The organism is Paenibacillus gorillae (genome assembly GCF_000513275.1).
Lineage (GTDB): Bacteria > Bacillota > Bacilli > Paenibacillales > Paenibacillaceae > Pristimantibacillus > Pristimantibacillus gorillae.
This window is the reverse complement of sequence record NZ_CBVJ010000082.1, coordinates 1-21,542: the sequence shown is the minus strand read 5'-3', so window position 1 is coordinate 21,542 and position 21,542 is coordinate 1. Positions and strand designations below refer to the sequence as shown.

Annotated in this window: 21 protein-coding genes; 19 read left to right on the top strand and 2 right to left on the bottom strand. The window is 49.8% G+C overall.

What is annotated here, in order from left to right:
* The first annotated feature begins 250 nt into the window (after positions 1-250).
* Genes TY10_RS14180 through TY10_RS14170 form a run of 3 tightly spaced genes read left to right on the top strand, consistent with a single transcriptional unit; the run spans position 251 to position 3,192 of the window.
* Positions 251-1,207: a phosphatidylinositol-specific phospholipase C/glycerophosphodiester phosphodiesterase family protein gene (locus TY10_RS14180; RefSeq protein WP_052350544.1), complete on the top strand. Its 957-nt coding sequence runs from the start codon at positions 251-253 to the stop codon at positions 1,205-1,207.
* The gene (locus TY10_RS14175; protein ID WP_042164595.1) at positions 1,200-1,898 is read left to right on the top strand and encodes a response regulator transcription factor; all 699 of its coding nucleotides are present in this window, start codon (positions 1,200-1,202) and stop codon (positions 1,896-1,898) included. The genes TY10_RS14180 and TY10_RS14175 overlap by 8 nt, the downstream gene beginning before the upstream one ends.
* Positions 1,873-3,192 carry a sensor histidine kinase gene (locus tag TY10_RS14170; RefSeq protein WP_052350543.1) on the top strand — a complete coding sequence of 440 codons (1,320 nt, stop codon included), beginning with the start codon at positions 1,873-1,875 and terminating at the stop codon, positions 3,190-3,192. The genes TY10_RS14175 and TY10_RS14170 overlap by 26 nt, the downstream gene beginning before the upstream one ends.
* A gap of 93 nt (positions 3,193-3,285) precedes the next feature.
* Here TY10_RS14170 and ilvD read toward each other — a convergent pair whose 3' ends face one another.
* A complete protein-coding gene (gene ilvD, locus TY10_RS14165) occupies positions 3,286-4,971 on the bottom strand; it encodes a dihydroxy-acid dehydratase (protein WP_238327636.1) in 1,686 nt (561 codons plus the stop codon).
* A 226-nt stretch (positions 4,972-5,197) separates the two neighbouring features.
* Between ilvD and TY10_RS14160 the strand changes: the two genes are divergently transcribed.
* The 10 genes from TY10_RS14160 to TY10_RS14115 all read left to right on the top strand — a co-directional run bounded on the left by TY10_RS14160 (position 5,198) and on the right by TY10_RS14115 (position 13,635).
* Positions 5,198-5,896 carry a response regulator transcription factor gene (locus TY10_RS14160; protein WP_042164593.1) on the top strand — a complete coding sequence of 233 codons (699 nt, stop codon included), beginning with the start codon at positions 5,198-5,200 and terminating at the stop codon, positions 5,894-5,896.
* Positions 5,886-6,974: a sensor histidine kinase gene (locus TY10_RS14155; RefSeq protein ID WP_238327634.1), complete on the top strand. Its 1,089-nt coding sequence runs from the start codon at positions 5,886-5,888 to the stop codon at positions 6,972-6,974. Before TY10_RS14160 ends, TY10_RS14155 begins: the two co-directional genes overlap by 11 nt.
* Before the next feature lie 113 nt (positions 6,975-7,087).
* Entirely contained in the window at positions 7,088-8,065 is a 978-nt protein-coding gene (locus TY10_RS14150; protein ID WP_063510440.1) for a D-alanyl-D-alanine carboxypeptidase family protein, read from the top strand.
* A gap of 174 nt (positions 8,066-8,239) precedes the next feature.
* Complete coding sequence (locus TY10_RS14145) at positions 8,240-8,545, top strand: urease subunit gamma (protein ID WP_042164590.1); 306 nt, start codon at positions 8,240-8,242, stop codon at positions 8,543-8,545.
* 25 nt (positions 8,546-8,570) lie between these two features.
* Entirely contained in the window at positions 8,571-8,939 is a 369-nt protein-coding gene (locus tag TY10_RS14140; protein WP_042164588.1) for an urease subunit beta, read from the top strand.
* Positions 8,936-10,651: an urease subunit alpha gene (gene ureC / locus TY10_RS14135; RefSeq protein ID WP_042164586.1), complete on the top strand. Its 1,716-nt coding sequence runs from the start codon at positions 8,936-8,938 to the stop codon at positions 10,649-10,651. Before TY10_RS14140 ends, ureC begins: the two co-directional genes overlap by 4 nt.
* An 18-nt stretch (positions 10,652-10,669) precedes the next feature.
* Positions 10,670-11,353 carry an urease accessory protein UreF gene (locus TY10_RS14130; RefSeq protein ID WP_238327632.1) on the top strand — a complete coding sequence of 228 codons (684 nt, stop codon included), beginning with the start codon at positions 10,670-10,672 and terminating at the stop codon, positions 11,351-11,353.
* A 67-nt stretch (positions 11,354-11,420) separates the two neighbouring features.
* On the top strand, positions 11,421-12,134 hold the full coding sequence (gene ureG / locus TY10_RS14125) for an urease accessory protein UreG (protein ID WP_042164583.1): 714 nt from the start codon (positions 11,421-11,423) through the stop codon (positions 12,132-12,134).
* Positions 12,061-13,002 carry an urease accessory protein UreD gene (locus TY10_RS14120; protein ID WP_238327631.1) on the top strand — a complete coding sequence of 314 codons (942 nt, stop codon included), beginning with the start codon at positions 12,061-12,063 and terminating at the stop codon, positions 13,000-13,002. Before ureG ends, TY10_RS14120 begins: the two co-directional genes overlap by 74 nt.
* A 117-nt stretch (positions 13,003-13,119) precedes the next feature.
* Positions 13,120-13,635 carry a MarR family winged helix-turn-helix transcriptional regulator gene (locus TY10_RS14115; protein ID WP_052350542.1) on the top strand — a complete coding sequence of 172 codons (516 nt, stop codon included), beginning with the start codon at positions 13,120-13,122 and terminating at the stop codon, positions 13,633-13,635.
* 72 nt (positions 13,636-13,707) lie between these two features.
* On the opposite strand, the gene TY10_RS14110 is transcribed toward TY10_RS14115, so the two are convergent.
* Positions 13,708-15,144: a DHA2 family efflux MFS transporter permease subunit gene (locus TY10_RS14110; protein WP_063510443.1), complete on the bottom strand. Its 1,437-nt coding sequence runs from the start codon at positions 15,142-15,144 to the stop codon at positions 13,708-13,710.
* A 298-nt stretch (positions 15,145-15,442) separates the two neighbouring features.
* Between TY10_RS14110 and TY10_RS14105 the strand changes: the two genes are divergently transcribed.
* From TY10_RS14105 to TY10_RS14080, 6 genes are all read left to right on the top strand, one after another.
* Entirely contained in the window at positions 15,443-16,048 is a 606-nt protein-coding gene (locus TY10_RS14105; RefSeq protein WP_155985872.1) for a TetR/AcrR family transcriptional regulator, read from the top strand.
* A gap of 219 nt (positions 16,049-16,267) precedes the next feature.
* Positions 16,268-17,308, top strand: coding sequence for a BMP family lipoprotein (locus tag TY10_RS14100; RefSeq protein WP_042164576.1), 1,041 nt, complete (start codon positions 16,268-16,270; stop codon positions 17,306-17,308).
* Between the two features lie 79 nt (positions 17,309-17,387).
* Positions 17,388-18,887, top strand: a complete 1,500-nt coding sequence (locus tag TY10_RS14095; protein WP_042164574.1) for an ABC transporter ATP-binding protein — start codon at positions 17,388-17,390, stop codon at positions 18,885-18,887.
* A gap of 37 nt (positions 18,888-18,924) precedes the next feature.
* A complete protein-coding gene (locus TY10_RS14090) occupies positions 18,925-19,953 on the top strand; it encodes an ABC transporter permease (protein WP_042164791.1) in 1,029 nt (342 codons plus the stop codon).
* Entirely contained in the window at positions 19,937-20,860 is a 924-nt protein-coding gene (locus tag TY10_RS14085) for an ABC transporter permease (RefSeq protein ID WP_042164572.1), read from the top strand. The genes TY10_RS14090 and TY10_RS14085 overlap by 17 nt, the downstream gene beginning before the upstream one ends.
* Before the next feature lie 21 nt (positions 20,861-20,881).
* On the top strand, positions 20,882-21,542 hold a 661-nt coding region (locus tag TY10_RS14080; RefSeq protein WP_042164569.1), incomplete at its 3' end, for a sulfite oxidase-like oxidoreductase.

The window sequence follows — 21,542 nt, the reverse complement described above, 5'->3', positions numbered from 1 at the left end:
AGTCCTGCAAGTCCTGCAAGTCCTGCAAGTCCTACAAGTCCTGCAAGTCCCGCAAGTCCCGCAAGTCCCGCAAGTCCCGCAAGTCCCTCCAGTCCTGCAAATCCCCCAAGCCCCTAAGCCCTTAAGGCCGCGATGGCGGCTTTGGATACATTGCAGACAAACTTCATAAATTCTTTCGTTTTTTTATCAGCCCGTCTTCATTTGAATCCTTTAGTATGACTTACATCGGCATAACAAAGGAGCAAAACGAATGAAGAAGACGTTGATGTTAAGTGTATTGACCATGATTATAGTTGGAGTGATCTGGTGCAGCTGGGGGCTTGTACGGGTAGATCAGAATCAGTTAGTCTCTGCAGCTGCAAGTGGAAGCTGGGAACAAAACACCCTTATTGCACATGCGCTTGGCGGAGTCGACGGCGCTAGCTACACAAATTCCTATGAGGCATTTATAACGAATTATAATAGAGGTTACCGTCTGTTCGAGGTTGATCTTGTGCAAACGACGGATGGGGAGCTTGTAGCTAGGCATGGTTGGTCGGATAGCTTACAACCTGGTTTGGCCGCTCATCATGGACGAAATGTAACAACGCTACAGTTTACAAATTCGCTTATTATGGGCAGATTCCATCCGCTTACCATGCCGGATATCCTGCGGCTGATGCAGCAATATCGTGATTTTAATTTAGTTTTGGATACAAAGGTGGGCAGTAAAGAGCAAATTCAGCAGCTGTTTACGCAGCTGGTCAATGAGGCACAGCGTATTGATCCTGCACTGCTCAACCGGATGATACCTGAAATTTTCAGCCCGGAAATGTATGATACGGTAATGGGGATCTACCCTTTTCCTAACAAGATGTATTCACTATATAAAACTGGCGCCTCCGCCGATAGTATTGTAGAATTTGCAAGGGACAACCACTTGTCAGCTGTCGCCATGCCTGCGTATCGTGTAGTTATTAACCCCAATTTAGTTCCGGCACTAAATAAGCTCGGGGTAAAAAGCTACGTTCACACTGTTAATAGCAGACTAGTTATGCAGCTCCTTAACAGCTTCGGAGTACATGGATTTTACACGGATCAGGAACAATCACCAGAGGAACTGAAGATTGCTGGTACTTTCTCCGGCCATCTTGAAGTTCCGGCATACATCCGTTCCGGATTGGCAAGTATAAGCAATATTGTGATGAAGGTGAGAAATAATGGCTAAAAATAATATTCTTGTTGTAGACGATGAAACGGAAATTCGAGAAGCACTCGTTATTTATTTGAAAAGCGATGATGTGGATGTATTTACAGCTTCTAACGGCCTTGAGGCGCTGGAAATCCTTGAACGGGAAACGATTCATCTCATTCTTATGGACATTATGATGCCGCAGCTTGATGGAATCAAGACGACATTCAAAATTCGTGAAAGTAAAAATATACCGATCATTATGCTTTCCGCCAAGTCGGAAGATAGCGACAAGATTTTGGGTCTCAACGTCGGAGCCGATGACTATATAACAAAACCATTCAATCCGCTGGAGCTGGTCGCTAGAGTCCGTTCTCAGCTGCGCCGGTTTACGAATTTAGGTTCTTTCCAGTCAGATGGAGATGAGATCATTCGAGTAAGAGGACTCATGCTGAACAAAAGCTCGAAGACGGTTGAGGTAGATGGAGAGGACGTCAGACTGACCCCGAAGGAATATAAAATTTTGGAGCTGCTGATGGAGAACAAGGGCCGAGTTTTCTCAATCGAAGAGATTTATGAGCGTGTGTGGAATGAACTGATCTTCGCTTCAGAGAATACGGTTGCCGTACATGTGAGAAATATTCGTGAAAAAATTGAGATCAATCCCAAAGACCCAAAATATTTAAAGGTGGTATGGGGAATTGGCTACAAAATCGAGAAAAAATAAACCAGACCGAAAGGCACGAATCGACCTTCTTGTTATCATTATCGCTGCTTTCTTATTGATTGTTGTACTTATAGACAGGTATTCATATGTGCTTAGGCTTGGTCTGGATTCTATAGTTTCAAACATCATCCAGCAGCTGCTTGCTGCTATTATCTTTGCCCTGCTGATAGGCAGACTGATTCTCTATTATAAAAAGCCTCATCATGAGCGTTTCTTTTGGCATGGCAGTGTGCTGACGGAATACTTTCATAGTTGGAGAACTGGTATTCGAACCAGTCTGCAAAACGGGAAAATAACGCTAATGCTCATCCTCACTTTACTGCTCACTGCGATAGCCGGTGTCTGCGCTTGGCGGGCAATCGCCTATTACAGCGGATACGAACTGGGCTGGCTCATCCTTTACGAACTGCTGTATGTGCTGATTCTGGTTCCCTATGTACTTACTAAGCTCAGACGCTTCATTGCCATTCTTAACGGGAGCAAAGAAATTTCCGAAGGGAATATTAACAATACGATTCAGGATACGGGCAAGGATGCGCTATCCCAGCTTGCTGGCTATATGAACAATATGAAAGCCGGGTACCAAAGCGCGCTGGAAAATCAAATGAAGAGCGAGCGGTTGAAAACGGAGCTGATTACGAATGTATCGCATGATTTGAAGACTCCGCTTACTTCCATTATCAACTATGTTGATTTATTGAAAAAAGAAAACCTTTCTACAGAGACAACACGAGACTATATTGAAATTCTGGACCGTAAAGCACTCCGGCTGAAGCTGTTGATCGAAGATTTGTTCGATATTTCGAAAATGGCTAGCGGTACAGTTGAGCTCGATATGGAATTCGTTGATGTCGCAACTTTGTTGAAACAAGCGATTGCCGAGTCCAGCACTAATACGGGACAAGGGTTGTTCGTCATTCGGGAACGAATTGCGAAATTCCCAATCCATGCATACTTGGACGGCAATAAAATTTGGCGTGTATTCGAAAATTTAATTGGCAACGCACAGAAATATTCGCTTCCTGGAACCAGAATCTATATTTATTTGGATGAAACGGATGATGGAGTAGTATTCAAAATTCAAAATACGGCTGCTTATGAGATTGATTTTGCAGCAGAAGAGCTGTTTGAACGGTTCAAAAGAGCAGATGAATCCCGCCATACAGAAGGCTCCGGACTCGGACTTGCCATTGTGAAAAGCATCGTTGAGCTGCACGGCGGGGAGATCAGAGTCGAGATCCATGGCGATCAATTTAACATCATTGTACATCTGCCCAAGCAGCGCCTCCTTTAGAAGGGGACCTTGCCTGTTGTTAAAAAAGTATGAAAACAAAAAAAGAAACCCGGCGTCTTGAAAAACGCCGGGTTTCTTTTTAATTCGGTCAAACTACATTTTCATAACGCCGCCAGTGCTGGCGTTTGTTACGAGATGCGAGTAACGCGCAAGGTAGCCGCGTTTGATTTTTGGTTCGAAGCCAGGCCATGCAGCGCGGCGTTTCTCAAACTCTTCATCGCTAATGAGAAGGTTCATCGCACGGTTATTCATATCCAGCTCGATGATGTCGCCGTCTTGTACGAAAGCGATTGGACCGCCTTCAGCTGCTTCAGGCGATACGTGACCGATGCTGATGCCGCGGGATGCGCCGGAGAAACGGCCGTCCGTTACGAGACCAACCTTCGTGCCAAGACCCATGCCAACGATTTGCGAAGTTGGGGCCAGCATCTCAGGCATGCCAGGGCCGCCTTTAGGACCTTCATAGCGGATAACGACAACATGTCCTTCTTTTACTTTGCCAGTTGCAATGCCAGCAAGCGCATCGTCCTGCGAGTCAAAGCAGATTGCAGGACCTTTATGGTAGCCTCCAACCTCTTTGTCGACAGCGCCGACTTTAATGATGGAGCCGCGTGGTGCCAGATTGCCGAAGAGAACAGCCAGGCCGCCGCGCTCGCTGTGCGGATCGTCGATCGGATGAAGAACATCTTTATCTAGAATTTCGCAGCCTGCAACGTTCTCGCGAAGCGTTTTACCCGTTACGGTCATCATATCGCCATTCAAGGCGCCTTCTTTTTTGAACAATTCATTAATGATTGCACTTACGCCGCCTGCATTATGAACGTCTTCAATATGATAATCGGATGCTGGAGCGATTTTAGCCAAATGCGGCACGCGCTCAGCTACTTCGTTAATGCGTTCGATCGGGTATTCGATGCCTGCTTCATGAGCGATAGCAAGCGTATGAAGAACGGTATTTGTCGATCCGCCCATTGCCATGTCGAGAGCAAAAGCGTTGTCGATCGATTCTTTTTTCACGATATCACGAGGCTTCAGATCAAGCTCGATCAGCTTCATCAATTGACGCGCCGATTGTTTAACGAAATCTCTGCGTTCTGGCGATACAGCCAGAATCGTACCGTTGCCTGGAAGCGCAAGGCCAAGTCCTTCTGCAAGGCAGTTCATGGAGTTCGCTGTGAACATACCAGAACAGGAGCCGCAAGTCGGACAGCCGTATTGTTCAAGCTCAAGCAGTGATTGGTCGTCGATTTTGCCAGCCATGTGAGCGCCAACGCCCTCGAATACCGACGTCAGCGAGATTGCGCGTCCGTCTTTCGTGCGTCCAGCTTTCATTGGGCCGCCGCTGACCATAATCGTCGGGATGTTGACGCGAAGCGCGCCCATGATCATGCCCGGTGTAATTTTGTCACAGTTCGGAATACATACCATGCCGTCGAACCAGTGCGCGTTAACGACTGTCTCAACGGAGTCTGCAATAATTTCGCGGCTTGCAAGGGAATAACGCATGCCGATATGGCCCATTGCGATGCCGTCGTCTACGCCGATTGTGTTGAATTCGAAAGGAACGCCGCCAGCTTCGCGGATCGCTTCTTTTACCAGCTTGCCGAATTCTTGAAGATGAACGTGACCTGGAACAATATCAATATAAGAGTTGCAGACCGCGATAAACGGTTTGCCGAAATCTTCTTCCTTAACGCCTGCAGCACGCAAAAGACTGCGGTGAGGTGCGCGGTCGAAACCTTTAGTAATCATGTCGGAACGCATTTTTTTTGGCGCCATGTGAGACCCTCCCATATAAATGTCGATACCCCTCAGTTTATCACAATGGACAACCGTTGGCTAGCGATCTGAGTCGTTTCCAGACGGTTTCCAGAGTAGGATAAACCTTAAGAAACATTGAAATTTGTCATAATATTTCTGAATAATTCCAACTATGGAGGACGGCGGGCAATACTATCTTGTATAGTGTAACCAGCAGGGTTTGGCGAACAGGAGGATAATCGCGATGAACAGGCGAGTATTAATTGTAGATGACGAGCGGGAGATTGCGGAGCTCATTGAAATTTATTTGCGCAATGAAGGCTATGAGACAGAAATTGCGTTTGACGGCGAGCAAGCGCTTGAGGCTTATGGTAAGGCTGCATTCGATTTGGTCATTCTCGACATTATGATGCCGAAGATGGATGGTCTGGAAGTATGCCGCAGATTAAGGCGGGACCATTCGGTTCCCATTCTGATGGTAAGCGCGAAAGCTGAAGATATGGATAAAATAATGGGGCTTATGACAGGCGCCGATGATTATATGATAAAACCGTTTAACCCCCTGGAGCTAATAGCCCGCGTCCGGTCATTAATTAGACGCTCCTATCAATACAGTCCGGCGGCAACTGCGCAAAGTCAGGAGCGGGAAGGGCTAGTTCTGGGGCAGCTGACGATAGACAAGGCAAGCTATACCGCTGCGGTTGAGGGGAGAGCGCTCAACTTGACCTCGACGGAGTTTGGCATTCTATATTTGCTGGCGAGCAATCCGGGAAGAGTGTTCAGCGCAGAAGAGATTTTCCAGCAGGTGTGGAAGGAGAAATACTTCGAGTCCAATAACACGGTTATGGTGCATATCAGCAAGCTGCGGGATAAGCTGGAGCAGGAGCTTGGGGACAAGCTGATCGTAACCGTATGGGGGGTCGGCTATAAAATTGAAGGATAGAATCGCATTGCGGATGGTATGGCAGACGCTGATGCATATGGCAATCAGCATTGCTCTTGGATGTATAAGCATTATTTTTTTAGTTGCCGGTTCCGAGATTTTGACTCGAGGCTCCGGCTTGCGCAGCCTAATTCTCCGGGTCGCGAATATTCTAGGCATACAGGAAACGATGTACGTAGCGGGCATCATCCTGATCCTCGCCTTTTTTTGTTTTTTCCAATGGAGGTCCTACCGTAATCTAGAGCGAATCGGCCAGTCCGTCCGTTATATTTCGGAAGGCAATTTCGACGATGTAATCCGGGTGGCGCCTAGAAGCACGTTCAGCAATTTGGCTAAAGATATGAATGTGCTGGTTGAGCGGCTTAAAAACTCTTTGGACGATGAGCGGCGTGCGGAGCAGACGAAAAACGAGCTGATTACGAACGTCTCCCATGATTTGCGAACGCCGCTCACCTCTGTTCTAGGTTATTTAGGTCTGGTTGAGCAGGACCGTTATCGAGATGAGGTGGAGTTGCGCCATTATGTGCAAATCGCCTACGAGAAATCGCAGCGGCTGCATGTGCTGATTAATGATTTATTCGAATACACGCGTATGCGTCACGATGCCATTCCGCTTCAGCAGGTGACAATGAGCCTGAAGGAGATGCTGGGCCAGCTTCTTGTTCAGTTTTTGCCGGAGCTGCAGCAGGCTGAGATGGAGGGCAAGCTGTACGGCGACGATAAAGAGATCTTGATTTCGGGCGATCCAGGCAAGCTGGTCCGGGTGTTCGAGAACCTGCTCTCCAATGCGATTGCTTATGGCAAAGAAGGGAAACGATTGGAGATTCGTCTGCGGAAAGAGGCACGCTGGGCTTTCGTTGAGGTGACGAATTACGGTGAAACGATATCGGCGGCAGATCTTCCTTATTTATTCGACCGGTTTTACCGGGTGGATAAGTCGCGGACTGAGAAGTCCGGCGGATCTGGACTTGGCCTTGCTATTGCCAAAGGCATCGTCGAAAAGCATGGCGGTGAAATTAGCGTCACGAGCGATTCAGCGGTAACTACCTTTAGAGTGAGGTTGCCTGCGCTGGATTAGGGCTCTAGTTTAAGACAATTTTAAGTTTTATTTATGATTTTGTTACATCCCCCTTAAAGTGCCCCTCCTACAATAGGAGAAGAAAGACACGGCATGGAGAGGGGATTTTTTGTATGAACAGCACTAGAAAAATGAATCGGAAAGCAGCAGGTCTATTTTTACTATTAGCGGGGATTACGGTGATTGGTCTTGCCGGCTCCGAGTGGTATAGCAAACCGGTACAATCGAAGAAAACATTGAATATCGCCGCAGAGGCTGCCATATTGCTGGACGCACAAACAGGGAAAGTGATCTATGAGAAAAATGCCAATGCTGCGCTGCCGCCTGCCAGCATGTCGAAAATGATGACTGAGCTGGTCGTTCTCGATCGCGTCAACGACGGGCTTTTGAAATGGAGCGACAAAATCAAGACGAGCCGGTACGCCGCAGATGCGCCGGGCGCACAGATCGGATTTGGCGCTGGCGAGAGCTGGACGGTAAGAGAATTGTTCGAGGCGACAACCGTTCATTCCGCGAATGATGCCGCAATAGCATTGGCCGAGCATATCGCCGGCTCGGAGAAGAAGTTCGTACAAATGATGAATGAACGAGGCAAGGAAATCGGCTTATCCGATAAAGCGGTATTCGGCAACGCTACAGGACTAAGCATGACGGACCTCGTCGCTTTCCCGGAAGCGTCCGCTTCGAGGGAGACAGAGCTAACGGCCAAAGATACGGCCAAGCTCGCTTATTATTTGATCAGCAAATATCCGGAGGTGCTGGAGGTAACGGCTAGAGACAGCGTGAAGCTGACCAGCTCCGACGCGAGACTGCAGACGACAAATATGATGCTGTCTGGCAAGCCTTTCGCATACCCCGGAAATGACGGTTTGAAAACCGGTTATACGGAGCGGGCTGGCTATTGTTTTACCGGAACGGCAAAGGTTGACGGCAAGCGGCTTATTACAGTCGTGATGGGAGCGGGTACGGCTGATGCCAGGTTCGAAGAAACGCAAAAGCTGCTTCATTACGGATTTCAAACGAGTAAATTTGACAGCTGGAAAATAGACATGTCGGCTAAAATCGGACTGATCGCGGCGGCCGCACGATAACAGCTATTCGGTGTATGCTCCATAACCAATGTCATATTTGCGTTAATTTTTTGGGTATTATTACCTATTTATTAATGACGTTTAATTTAAATGTTATATAATCTTACACAAACCCATTTACTTCCTGAAATAGGCTGTCTATAATGAAGCTATTATAGGCAAAGAGGTGAGCTTATGCAGTTGACGGAACGCGAGAAGGAGAAGCTGCTTATTACGATCGCAGCCGATTTGGCCAAACGCCGCCTGAACCGCGGGGTGAAGCTGAACTATCCGGAAAGCATCGCACTTATTACCTCGGAAATCATGGAAGGCGCGCGTGACGGGCTGACTGTTGCCGAGCTTATGACTTACGGAACGCGAGTGCTCAGCCGGGATCAGGTAATGCCAGGCATTCCGGAAATGATTCATGAAGTTCAAGTGGAGGCGACGTTTCCGGATGGCACGAAGCTTGTAACGGTCCACCATCCGATCGCGCAATAACCGAGGGTCGAGGGAGGATCTTGCTATGATACCGGGACAATACCGGACGGCGGCAGGTCATATCGCGCTGAATGCCGGACGACAGACGATTGCATGCATCGTTGTGAATACAGGCGACCGCCCTGTGCAGGTCGGCTCGCATTTTCATTTTTTTGAAGTAAACCGGGCTTTAAAGTTCGATCGCGAAGCGGCCTTTGGCAAGCGGCTCCATATCCCGGCGGGCACTGCGGTTCGTTTCGAGCCAGGTGAAGAGAAGCCGGTAATACTGGTGGAATTGGGCGGTTCGAAGCTGAGCTATGGCTTGAACGGTCTGTCTCAAGGCAAGGCGGAAGCCGGGGCAATGCCGGACGAAGTACGTGCAAGACTGGCGGCTTGGGAAGGGGATCGAACATGAGCACTATGGATCGGAAGAGCTATGCGGCGATGTTCGGGCCGACAGTCGGCGACGCTGTACGATTGGCGGATACGGAGCTGTGGGCTCGAATTGAGCATGACTACACCGTATATGGCGATGAGTGCAAATTTGGCGGCGGCAAAGTCATTCGTGACGGCATGGGTCAATCCAGCGGTGCAATTCGTGATGAAGGTGTTCTGGATACTCTCATTACGAATGCCGTCATTATCGATCATTGGGGTATCGTCAAAGCGGATATTGGCTTGAAGAATGGCGTCATCGTCGGTGTCGGCAAAGCCGGCAATCCGGATATTATGGACGGCGTCTCGCCAAATATGATCGTTGGAGCGAGCACGGAGGTTATTGCGGGAGAGGGTAGGATCGTAACGGCCGGAGGCGTCGATTCGCATATTCATTTTATATGCCCCCAGCAGATCGAGACAGCATTATCCTCAGGCGTTACGACGATGATCGGCGGCGGGACGGGGCCGGCAACGGGGACGAACGCTACTACAGTAACACCAGGCGCCTGGCATATACGGCGGATGCTGGAGGCTGCGGAGCAGTTTCCGATGAACATCGGTTTTACCGGCAAGGGAAATGCATCGTTCACCGAACCGCTTATTGAGCAAATTGAAGCGGGCGCAATTGGCCTCAAGCTTCATGAGGATTGGGGAACGACTCCCGCTGCAATTGACGCTTGTCTGCGCGCTGCTGATCAATATGACATTCAAGTTGCTATCCACTCCGATACGCTGAATGAAGCCGGTTTTATTGAAGATACGCTGGCGGCGATCGGCGGGCGGACGATACATACTTATCATACCGAAGGAGCGGGAGGCGGCCATGCACCGGATATTATAGTGGCGGCGGGCGAGCTGAATGTGCTTCCTTCATCGACCAACCCGACGCGTCCGTTTACCATTAATACGATAGAAGAGCATCTCGACATGTTGATGGTCTGCCATCACTTGGACAGCCGGATTCCGGAGGATGTGGCCTTTGCTGATTCCCGTATTCGGCCGGAGACGATTGCGGCGGAAGATATTTTACATGATATGGGTGTATTCAGCATGATCAGCTCCGACTCGCAGGCGATGGGCCGTGTGGGTGAGGTTATCATTCGAACTTGGCAGACCGCGGATAAAATGAAAAAACAGCGGGGGCCGCTTGCTCCCGACGACGCGGAAAGCGATAATTTCCGAATTAAACGCTATATCGCTAAATATACGATTAATCCGGCTATTACACACGGCGTCTCGCATTTGGTTGGATCGATCGAACCGGGCAAATTTGCCGATCTGGTTATTTGGCATCCGATGTTTTTCGGCGTAAAGCCGGATCTGGTCTTGAAGGGCGGCAGTATCGCCTATGCCCAGATGGGAGATCCCAACGCTTCGATCCCAACGCCTCAGCCTGTATTCGGCCGTCCAATGTTTGCTGCATTCGGCAAGCTGGTGCAGAGCAGCTCCATTACATTCGTATCGCAAGCGGCGTATGAACGCGGCATAGCTGTAGAATTGGGCCTTCAGAAACGGATTGAGCCCGTTCGCGGCTGCCGCAGCGTGACGAAGAAGGACATGATTCATAATGATGCGACCCCAAAGCTCGAAGTGGATCCGGAAACCTATAAAGTAACGGTCGACGGCGAGCATATCACTTGCGAGCCGGCAGCTGTCCTGCCCATGGCGCAGCGTTATTTCTTGTTTTAAGAAAGGCGGCATAATGAGATGATTCCTTGGCTGGCGATGCAGCAGCTTCTCGACTCCGCCTTGCCGATCGGCGGATTCTCGCATTCATTTGGCCTGGAGACGCTCGTGCAGGAAGGCCGGATGGAGACGACAGCAAAGCTATATGATTATGCTTCGGCGATGTTAATGCAAAGCTGGGCGACGTCAGATGCAATGGTGATACGGGCCGTGTATCGTGACGTTCCTATTGGTGCATGGGGGGCATTGTGGGCGGTAGAGCGGTTTGTCCATGTACAGCGTGTATCGGCGGAGACGAGAAGCGGCGTGGAAAAGATGGGCCGCAGGCTGCTGCAGCTGGCCGGCTCGATACATCCGCAGCTGGACTGGACGCCTTTAACGGAAGGGCTGCGCAGCGGTGAATGCCTCGCGACGCACCCGCTCGTTCACGGCTATGCCTGCCTGCAATTTGGACTATCGGAGGAGCAAGCAATTCAAGGCTATTTGTATACCTGTATTGTCACCTGCGTTAACAGCGCATTGCGTCTCATGTCGATGGGCCAGACGGAAGGTCAGGCGCTTATTGCGAGCCTATCGAAGCTTACTGAGCCGGCTGCGGCGATCTCGCTGAGTATGGAGCCGGAAGAGGCTTACGCTAATATGCCGATGGCGGAGCTTGGCATGATCCGTCATGAACGCTTGTATTCCCGCTTGTTTATGTCTTGAATTTGAAACCTGGAACTGGAATCTCGAATTTGGAATATCAATTGAAACCATTAATGGAGGGATTGCAATGTGTGAAGGACAAGGACATTCGCATCAACAATGGGAGAAACCGAATTTTGACGGGACGCGTCCGATTCGGGTCGGTATTGGCGGTCCAGTAGGATCGGGGAAAACAGCATTGGTGGAGCGGATGTCGCGCGAGCTTAGCGGCAAATACAGCCTCGCCGTTATTACCAACGATATTTATACGAAGGAAGATGCCCGCATCCTGGTCAACACCGGCGTGCTGCCGGAGGAGCGGATTATCGGCGTAGAGACAGGCGGCTGTCCGCATACGGCGATTCGGGAGGACGCGTCGATGAATTTCGAGGCGATCGAGGAGCTGGAGCGGCGCTTTGACGGACTGGAGCTGATCTTTATCGAAAGCGGCGGTGACAATCTGGCGGCGGCATTCAGCCCGGAGCTGGTCGATCTGTTCATCTACATTATAGACGTAGCGCAAGGGGAGAAAATACCGCGTAAAGGCGGACCCGGCATCATGCGCTCTGATTTGTTGATCATCAACAAAATCGATTTGGCTCCATTTGTTGGCGCCAGCCTTGAAGTGATGGATGCCGACTCCAAGCAAATGCGCGGCAATAAGCCCTTTGTTTTTTCCAACATGCATGGCGGCGATGGCGTGGATGAGATTGTAGGCTGGCTGGAGCATGAGCTTGCTCATGCCCGCGGCGAAGAGCATTCGCATATCATCCAACTGGGCGCAGCGCCGCATTCGCATTAAGATGGCAGGCCAGCTGCTTCCTTCTGCCGCCGGCCTGCAGATGCAAACCTCAGTGCTGCGCGCGTCGTTCCAGCCAGGAGGAGCAGGCACGGTTCTCGCCGATAAATACCATACGGCCCCTGTTAAAATCGCCAAAGCCTTCCCGCTTGATGGACAATTGGGCGTTATAGTCATGGATGTGTCGCCTGGACTGTTGAACGGCGACCGTTATGAGTTCGATTGGCGGGGGTGTCAAAACACCTATGTATTCATCACTAATCAATCGTATACGAAGGTACATCCCAGTGATGAAGAAGGCGGCTCCTCGATGCTGCAAAGCTTCGTTCTAGAAGAAGATGCTGTTATCGAGCATATGCCGGAGCCGATTATGCTCTATCAATCGGCAGCACTGGACAATGAGACGCGGGTGAAGCTCGCGGCCGGGTCGGTCTGGATGCAGGCGGATGTGCTTTGTCCGGGAAGGACGCTGCGTAATGAGGTATTCCGCTATCGGGAGCTTCGCAATACGCTGACTGTTCATTACGGCGAGGAGCTTATCTTTGCGCAGAGACAGCGGGTAAAGCCGCCGGAACAGAGGCTGTCTGCTCCGGGATGCTGGGAAGCGCAGACGCATTGGGCAACCTTCTACTTATTCTCGGACCGCGTGAACAGTACTTTGCTGGAGGCGCTGCAGACGGTACTGGATCATTTGCCTTCATTTCAGCAGCATACGGTGTTGGCCGGAGCGACCTTGACCTATCGTCACGGCATAGCCGTCTCTGCGGCGTCAACAGCCGCTTGGCCGCTTCAGCAAACGATGAGACTGCTTTGGGATGCGGCGCGGATGTCGATGTTCGGCAAGCCGCCGCTGTCTTTTTTTAAGAGCTAGGAGAACGACTCTTTTCGCAGATGCGGAAGGAGCCGTTTTTTATTGTTTTTTTGTTTGAAATAGCGGTCAAAGCTTGGCTCCGCGCGGAAAAAACGGTATAGTGAAGAGAATTAAAGGATGATGCGAGGGAATGCAATGGATGAGCGTTTGCGTGAGAAGCAAGAGAAGCTTGTAGAGATGGATGATGCGTTCCGGTTGCTCCGGAGACTGATTAACGCGGAATACAACCGGTTCAACGTTCACGGGCTTGGAATGACCGAAGGCAAAATGGTGCTTCTGCTTGATGAGCTGGGCCCGCAAAAGGCTTCGGCTATGGCTGAATTGCTCCGGATAACGAGCGGTGCTGTTACAGGCATTTCCGACCGGCTAATTGAACATGGCTATATTGAGCGGGCAAGAAGCGATCAGGATCGCCGTATTGTGCTGCTTGAAATTACGGACGAAGGCCGGAAGCTTGTCGGGTACATCCATGAAATGCGCCAACGGATTATGAACGAGCTGTATGACGGGTTTGAGGTCGAAGAGATGGAGATTGCGACGAGGATGTTTCAAAAAATGTCCCGCAATCTGGAAGCGAAGAGAGAATCAGAATGTCTGAATATAGATTCTTCGAGAGGAAACTCGAAGTTGTAAGGATAGAAAAAAGAGCTTTTCCGCTATCGGGCGGAAAAGCTCTTTTTTATAAGGCAGGAACATTTAACTCCATTACGCTTCCGTTGCTTGCTGTCGTTTCAGGGGTAAGGGTGCTTCTGCTTCTGAATCCTCAGCCTGCCCCGTACGTTTAATGAAGAACGATAGCAGCAGACCTACAATTCCAATTCCGATAATGACGAGGTACGCATCGTTAATCCCTTGAATCGTAGCCTCCATCAGCATATGCTCCTTCGAACCAGCAGCGCCTGAAGTCATCATATCTGTAAGATGAGTTTTGGTGCTGGTCGTCATCACGGTAACAAGCAATGCAGTTCCGATTCCGCCGGCTACTTGCTTAATTGTATTGGAGATTGCTGTACCATGCGCGTTAAGCCGTGCAGGAAGCTGATTCAGTCCGGCGGTTGTAATCGGCATCAGGAACATAGCCATTCCAAAGCGACGTCCCGTTGACATTAGAACCAAATACGTATAGCTTGTAGAATCCGTCAGATTTACGAAGCCGATCGTAGTCAGAATCGTAATGATCAAACCGATAATAGACAGCCATTTCGCTCCAAAACGGTCGAATAGCTTGCCGGTTACCGGCATCATGAAGCCCATCAGAAGCGCGCCGGGAAGCATAAGAAGTCCGGACTCCATAGCTGTATAGCCGCGAGCGCTTTGCAAATACAGCGGAAGCAGCATCATATCTGCATACATGACCATTGTCACGACGATATTAATAACGGTTGTTAAGGAGAACATGCTGTATTTGAATGCTCTGAGATCAAGCAGCGGACTTGTGGAGACCAATTGCCGCCAAGTGAAGAGAACGAGGGAAATAACCCCAACGGCGATAGATACAAGAACTTCCGCGCTTGACCAGCCCTTGCCTCCGGCGCTGCTGAAGCCGTACAGGATAGCACCGAAGCCGATTGTCGAGAGAATGACCCCTAAGATGTCGACTTTAGGATAGCTTCGCTCTGATACGTTTTTCAAATAAATAAAGGCAATACCAATAATAATGATGGCGAACGGAATCATGCCATAGAACATCGTACGCCACGAGTAATGCTCCATAATATATCCTGCGAGCGTAGGGCCGATAGCAGGCGCGAAAATAATAGCGAAACCAACCATTCCCATCGCAGCCCCCCGCTTATCGGGAGGGAAAATGGTTAGAACGACTGTCATGAGCAGCGGCATAATAATACCGGCTCCAGCAGCTTGAATCAGACGGCCGACCAGCAAGAGATCGAAGCTGTGTGCCAAAGCGGACACGATAGTTCCGCAGAGGAATATGATCATGGAAGACTGGAAAAGCTCGCGTGTCGTGAAGCGCTGCATGAGGAAAGCAGTTATTGGTATAAGAACTCCGTTTACCAGCATATAACCGGTTGTCAGCCATTGGGCTGTAGATGCTGCAATTTGAAAGTCAGCCATCAGCTCTGGGGTGGCAACTCCCATAATGGTCTGATTCAGCACGGCGATGAACGCTCCTAGAATCATGACGAACAACAATGGGCCCTTCTTGATCGAACTGCTGTCAAAGGCTGAATGATTACTCACAATACTCAAATCCCTTCATAAATCTAGATGAATTGAAACTAATAGACACTTTGTTGCATAGTTAACTTAGCGTTTTAAATTATAATCATCGGGTATGCAATCTACAAGCAACAGCTTTTCTAAAAATGTTTCATAGTTTACGTCAGCAGGCAAAACGTCGTATAGTGGAACAATAATTTACAAATCGGCACTTAAATGTCGTATAGAGAAGCTGTGGGGAAAGGATATGAGCGGCTATATGTCAACAACATCACCCCGAACCGATCCGCGAGTGCTGCGCACACGCCAATTGATCCGTGAGGCATTTATCGATTTGCTGCAGGAGATTGAGCTGGAAAAAATAACGGTGAACCGGATTGCAGAGCGTGCAACAATCAATCGTGTTACCTTTTATCTTCATTACCGGGATATTCCCGATATGGTAGAGAAGATAGCAGACGAAATGATTAAGCAGATTGAAGTGATTTTAGATGACGCTTCAAATCAGATTCCTGTCAGAGACAAGGACTGGCCCATTATGTATAAAATGCAAAAGCTGATCGAGCATATCGCCGACAACTCTAAGTTTTATAAAGTGCTGCTTGCTTCAAAACGCATTCCGGTTTTTACGGATAATCTGATGAATCTCATGATTAAACTCATCACCGAGAGAGCCCAGAATCGAGAGCCGTCTACAACTCTGTCAACTACACGAGTGCCTACCGATATTGCAATTTGGTATGGATCTTCCGCCTTTATCGGAACGATTATTAACTGGCTCCGGCATGATATGCCCTATACGCCAGCTTTTCTTGCCAAACAGCTTTCACATCTGTTTCGGCTGCAATTGCCTGACACTGAGTAGAAATAGTTCCCTTGGACGGTATGCCTAGAGAGAAAACGCATTCAATTGTTACAAAATGATGGCAATGATGCATTCTTTTAGCCGCAGTTCGACAAAATACTGTAGAATAGGAAGGTATTTTGTCGAAATCATAATAAAATGATTTATTCCGACAATACAACTGTGGTAAGATGGTTTTAAATAAAAATTATACAGCAGGAATAGGGGAGACTTGAATCAATGAAGAAGACACTATCATTAGTTGTAACCATGTTAGTAATCGTAGCGGTGCTTGCCGCATGCGGTTCGAATAACAAAGGCAACAACGCAGGTACAGGTGAGAATGGCGCTGGAGCAGGCAATGACGGCGGCAAGAAAAAACGCATCGCGCTTGTGCTTCCTGAAAAAATTGGTGTTAACCCGTTTTTCGCAACGATGGACGAAGGTTTGAAAAAAGCAGGTAAAGATTTCGGCGTTGAAGTGAAAACGATCGAATCGACAGACCCTGCAGCGCTTGAGCAAAACCTGCGCGCTACTGTTGCTGAGAACTATGACCTGATCATTACAGCAACTTTCCAAGCGGAAGATGCTTTGACGAAAGTCGCTACAGAAAATCCGGACAAGCCGTTCGCGATTATCGATACAACGGTTGATCTTCCTAACGTTCGCAGCGTAAAATTCCGTGAGCAAGAAGCAGCTTATGTGCTTGGCGCAGCAGCTGGCCTGTCCACGAAAACAAACGTTGTAGGCGCAGTCGTAGCTATGGACACGCCGCTGTTGAAGAAATATACTTCCGGTTTTGAGCAAGGCTTGAAAGCAACGAACCCAGATGCTAAATTCCTGGTTAACTATGTAGGCAGCTTCGTGGATTCGCCGAAAGCGAAAGAACTCGCATTGCTGCAATACTCGCAAAAAGCTGACTTTGTAGCCGGCATGTCCGCTGTAGGCGATCTTGGCGTGTTCGAAGCGGCGAAAGAGAAAAACCTGTACGCTTCCGGACAAGACATCGACCGTACGCTTGACGATCCTGAGCATATCGTATTGTCGCAATTGAAAGGTACGGACACGGTAACTTACGAGACAGTTAAAGATTTCGTTGGCGGTAACTTCGAATTCTCTTCGGTTGACTACGGTTTGAAGGAAAAAGGTGTAGGCGTTACATTCATTACGAATGAGACGACATCCACACTGAGCCCGTTTATTGGTCAAGAGACAGTGGATAAAGCTAAGGCGATTGCAGAAGATATTATTTCTGGTAAAATTGTAGTACAAACTCCGTAGGTTAAAATAGTAAAATACTGCCGGCTGCTGAACGCAGCCGGTTTCCTGTTGCCTACATAAAAAAGGGAGGAGCGATGTTATGCTGCTGCAATTGGACAAAATAACAAAGTCTTACGGCACCGTTACCGCTAACCGGGAAGTCGACTTCTCGCTGCGCGCGGGTGAAATCCATGCGCTTGTAGGGGAGAACGGCGCTGGAAAAACGACGCTGATGCGTATTTTATACGGCATGGAAACGCCAACCTCCGGTTCTATTGCCGTTCAGGGTGAGGAGAAGCATTTTAGCAGCCCGACGGATGCAATCCGCAGTAAAATCGGCATGGTGCATCAGCATTTCATGCTGTTTCCGTCTTTTACCGTAGCTGAGAATATCGTCATCGGCAGGGAGCCCTCTAAGGCTGTCGGCTTCGACCGGAAGGAAGCAGCTGCTCAGACGGAGGCGCTTGCTCGTCAATACGGGATGCCGGTAGATCCTTGGCAGAAGGTTGAGGACTGTTCGCTAGGCATGCAACAGCGGGTCGAAATATTGAAAGTGCTTCATCAAGGCGCTGAAATTATTATTCTCGATGAACCAACAGCTGTCTTGACGCCGCTGGAAGTAAAAGAGCTTCTCGTTGCGATTAAAGCGCTGTCGGCCAAGGGCAAAAGCTTTATTCTCATCAGCCATAAGCTCCAGGAAATTATGGAAGTGGCTGACCGGATTACCGTGCTTCGCGACGGCCGTGTGACGGGAACGGTTAACGCCGAGGACACGAATGTCGAAGAGCTGTCGCGTCTGATGGTCGGCAGAGATCTCGTCGAAATGATTCGAGAGACGCCAAATCCGGGGAAGACGGTGTTAGAGGTTAAAGGGCTGACCATTCGGGGAGGTCAATTACATCCAGCGCTTAATGATGTGAATCTGCATGTTCGGGCAGGCGAAATTGTCGGCATTGCCGGCATATCGGGCAACGGGCAGTCCGAATTGCTGCAAGCGGTGTCCGGCTTGTTGAATCCGGATGAGGGTGATGTGCTGCTGCTTGGTGAAAGTATGAAGGGGCAGTCGGTTCGGACGATTCGTGAACGCGGCATGGCGCATATTCCAGAGGACCGCTATCAATGGGGTGTTGCCAAAGGGGCAAGCGTGATGGAAAACGGTCTAATGGGGCATTATCGCAAATACCAGCGAAACGGAATTCTGCGCGGCTCCGCGATCCGCAAGCTGGTCAGCGGCTGGGTGCAGCAATTCGGCATTAAGACGGGATCGATTCATACGAAAGCGCAAAACCTGTCGGGCGGCAATTTACAGAAGCTGATCGTTGCCCGGGAACTGGCACAGAACACACCGTTTCTCATAGCAGCAGAACCTACCCGCGGTGTGGATGTTGGCGCGATGGAAATCATCCATGGCGAGCTGTTGAAGAAAAGAGCGGAGCAAGGCGCGATCTTGCTGGTATCTTCGGAATTGACTGAAATATTGAAGCTTTCGGATCGCATTCTTGTTATGAATGAAGGCCGAATTGTAGGAGAGTTGTCAGCAGAGTCTGCGACCGAGCAGCAAATCAGCTTATTGATGGCAGGAGGAAAAGCGGTTGGATAATCTTAAAAATACGGCGCGCGCGCTGCTTCAGCCGCTTATGGCCATTATTGTCGGCTTGATCGCGGGCGCTATTGCCATCGCAGTCGTCGGAGGCTCTGTATTCGAGACATACGGCGAAATGTGGAAGGGTGCATTCGGCAGCTTTTACTTCTTCACCAATACGCTTAGCCGGGCGACACCCATTATACTGATTGGTCTAGGCGTTGCGCTTGCTTTCCGCGCCGGATTTTTCAATATGGGTTCAGAAGGACAAATGGTGCTGGGTGCGCTAAGTGCAGCGGTTACAGCCATTTATTTGCCGGGACCGGGCTGGCTGAGACTTATTGCCGCACTAGTAGCAGGTATTGTTGCGGGCGGCTTATGGTCTGCTCTTGCAGGCTGGCTTGACGCCAAATTTAGAATGAATTTGTTAATTACGACGCTGCTCTTGAACTATGTAGCGGTGCTGTTTGCCGGTTATATCGTCTCCTATCCGCTCAAAGATAAATCGGGCTCGGCGGCTATGGCACAGACCGTTATGATCGATAAGGCCGCTTGGCTGCCGAAGCTGTTCCCGGGTATGAGCCTGCATGCAGGCTTTATCCTTGCTGCTGCGGGCGCGATATTGCTTGCGCTGTTCATGCGCCATACGGTTGGCGGCTATGAAGTCCGGATGTTGGGCGGAAATCCGCTTTTCGCCGGATACGGCGGGGTCAAACGGGGCCAGATGATGATCTACAGTATGCTTGCAAGCGGCGGCTTTGCCGGTTTGGCAGGTGCTGGAGAGGTGCTCGGCACGCAATACCGGTACCTCGACAATGCATTAACCGCTCCAAGCTATGCATGGTCCGGGATTATGGCAACATTGCTTGCGGGATCGAATCCGCTGGGTACTGCGCTTGCTGCGGTGCTGCTGGCGGCACTGCAGACCGGTGGCATGGGCGTAGAGCGCAATACGAGCGTTCCTCTTGAAGTATCCAGCATTATTCAAGCCGTTCTTATTTTATTTATTTCCGCAAGATTTACGTACTCGTATTTCAAGAAGAAGAAAAAGAAAGCGGGGGCTTCCAATGGACCAACTGTTTGATGTCTCCTTGTTTGCATCGACGCTCCGTATGGTCACGCCGATTTTGCTGGCGGCGCTAGGCGGCGCATTATGCTCCCGCGTCGGACTTTTTAACGTCGGTCTGGAAGGGCTGATTCTGATCGGCGCTTTCTCGGCGATAGTCGGCAATCATTTGACCGGCAACGTATGGCTTGCTGTCTTGTTCGCAATTGTATGCGTGTCTGTGTTCTCTGCGCTGATGGCTTATATGAGTATTCATCTCAAGGCGAATATTATCGTCGTCGGTATCTCGCTTAACTTTTTGGCGGCGGGGCTGACGACATTCTCTTTGCGGGCTATCTTTAATGTAAAAGGCGCTTTCTACGATAAGGACATGGTTGGATTGCCGAAGTGGGATATTCCGCTGTTGAAGGATATTCCATGGCTTGGCGATGTGGTCTCGGGCCATTCGCCGCTCGTCTATTTATCGATTGTGCTGGTGTTTGTCCTGCAATATTATTTATTCAAGTCGGTATCTGGATTCCGGTTGCTGGCAGCGGGTGAAAATCCGACGGCTGCCCGGAGTCTTGGCATCAAAGTTACCCGTATTCAATACGGCGCTATTCTGATGTGCGGCGTGCTTTGCGCCCTGGCTGGCGCGCAGCTCTCGCTTGGCCAAGTTACGATGTTTACGGAAGGCATGACGGCTGGCCGCGGCTTCATCGCATTGGTTGCTACGATGCTTGGACAATCGAGTCCGCTTGGCGTACTTGGCTCCAGCATGCTGTTCGGCTTGATGGATGCGCTGAGCACGAGGCTTCAGGGCTTCGCGGTTCCGGTTCATTTTACGATGATGCTGCCTTATCTCGTTACTATTGTTGCGATGTTCTTCTTTAAAGACAAAAGCTACATGCAGGAAGCGCGTAAAGCGAATGAGAGCTCTCGTTAAGCTAGGAGGATGACATAGACTATGAACAAAAAGGCTGAACGATTGAAAAAAGCGCCGGTTCGCGTTGTTGAGGTGGCGCAGGAGATTGCTCACCGGGTGCCGTCGGGCCAGACGATTACAGAACGGTTTCCAATTCTTCATGAAGGTGATGTTCCGAAATACGATTTGTCGACTTGGACGCTTCGTGTGTTTGGAGAAGTGGCGGAGGAGCGGACCTTTACCTTTGAGGATCTAATGACACTGCCCCAGACGAAACAAGTGAACGATATTCACTGTGTGACCCGCTGGTCGAAGCTCGACACGGAGTGGGAAGGCATTCGTTTTATCGATTTGCTGCCTCTGCTCGGTGTCCATGCCGATGCCAAATATGTGATGATCCATGCGGATGAGAACTACGAAACGAATTTGCCGCTGGAGGACTTGCTGCTGGACAATGTTATGCTTGCTCACCGATTTGACGGCGAGCCGCTGACGGACAAGCATGGCTGGCCGCTTCGGCTCGTTGTGCCGCACTTGTATTTCTGGAAAAGCGCGAAATGGATTCGCGGCATTGAATTTATGAAGGAAGACCGTCCTGGTTTCTGGGAACGCAACGGCTTCCACAATTACGCAGACCCGTTCCGCGAGCAGCGGTTCTCCGGCGAGACGATCGATATACCGGAAGACGAATGGGTTCATAAGG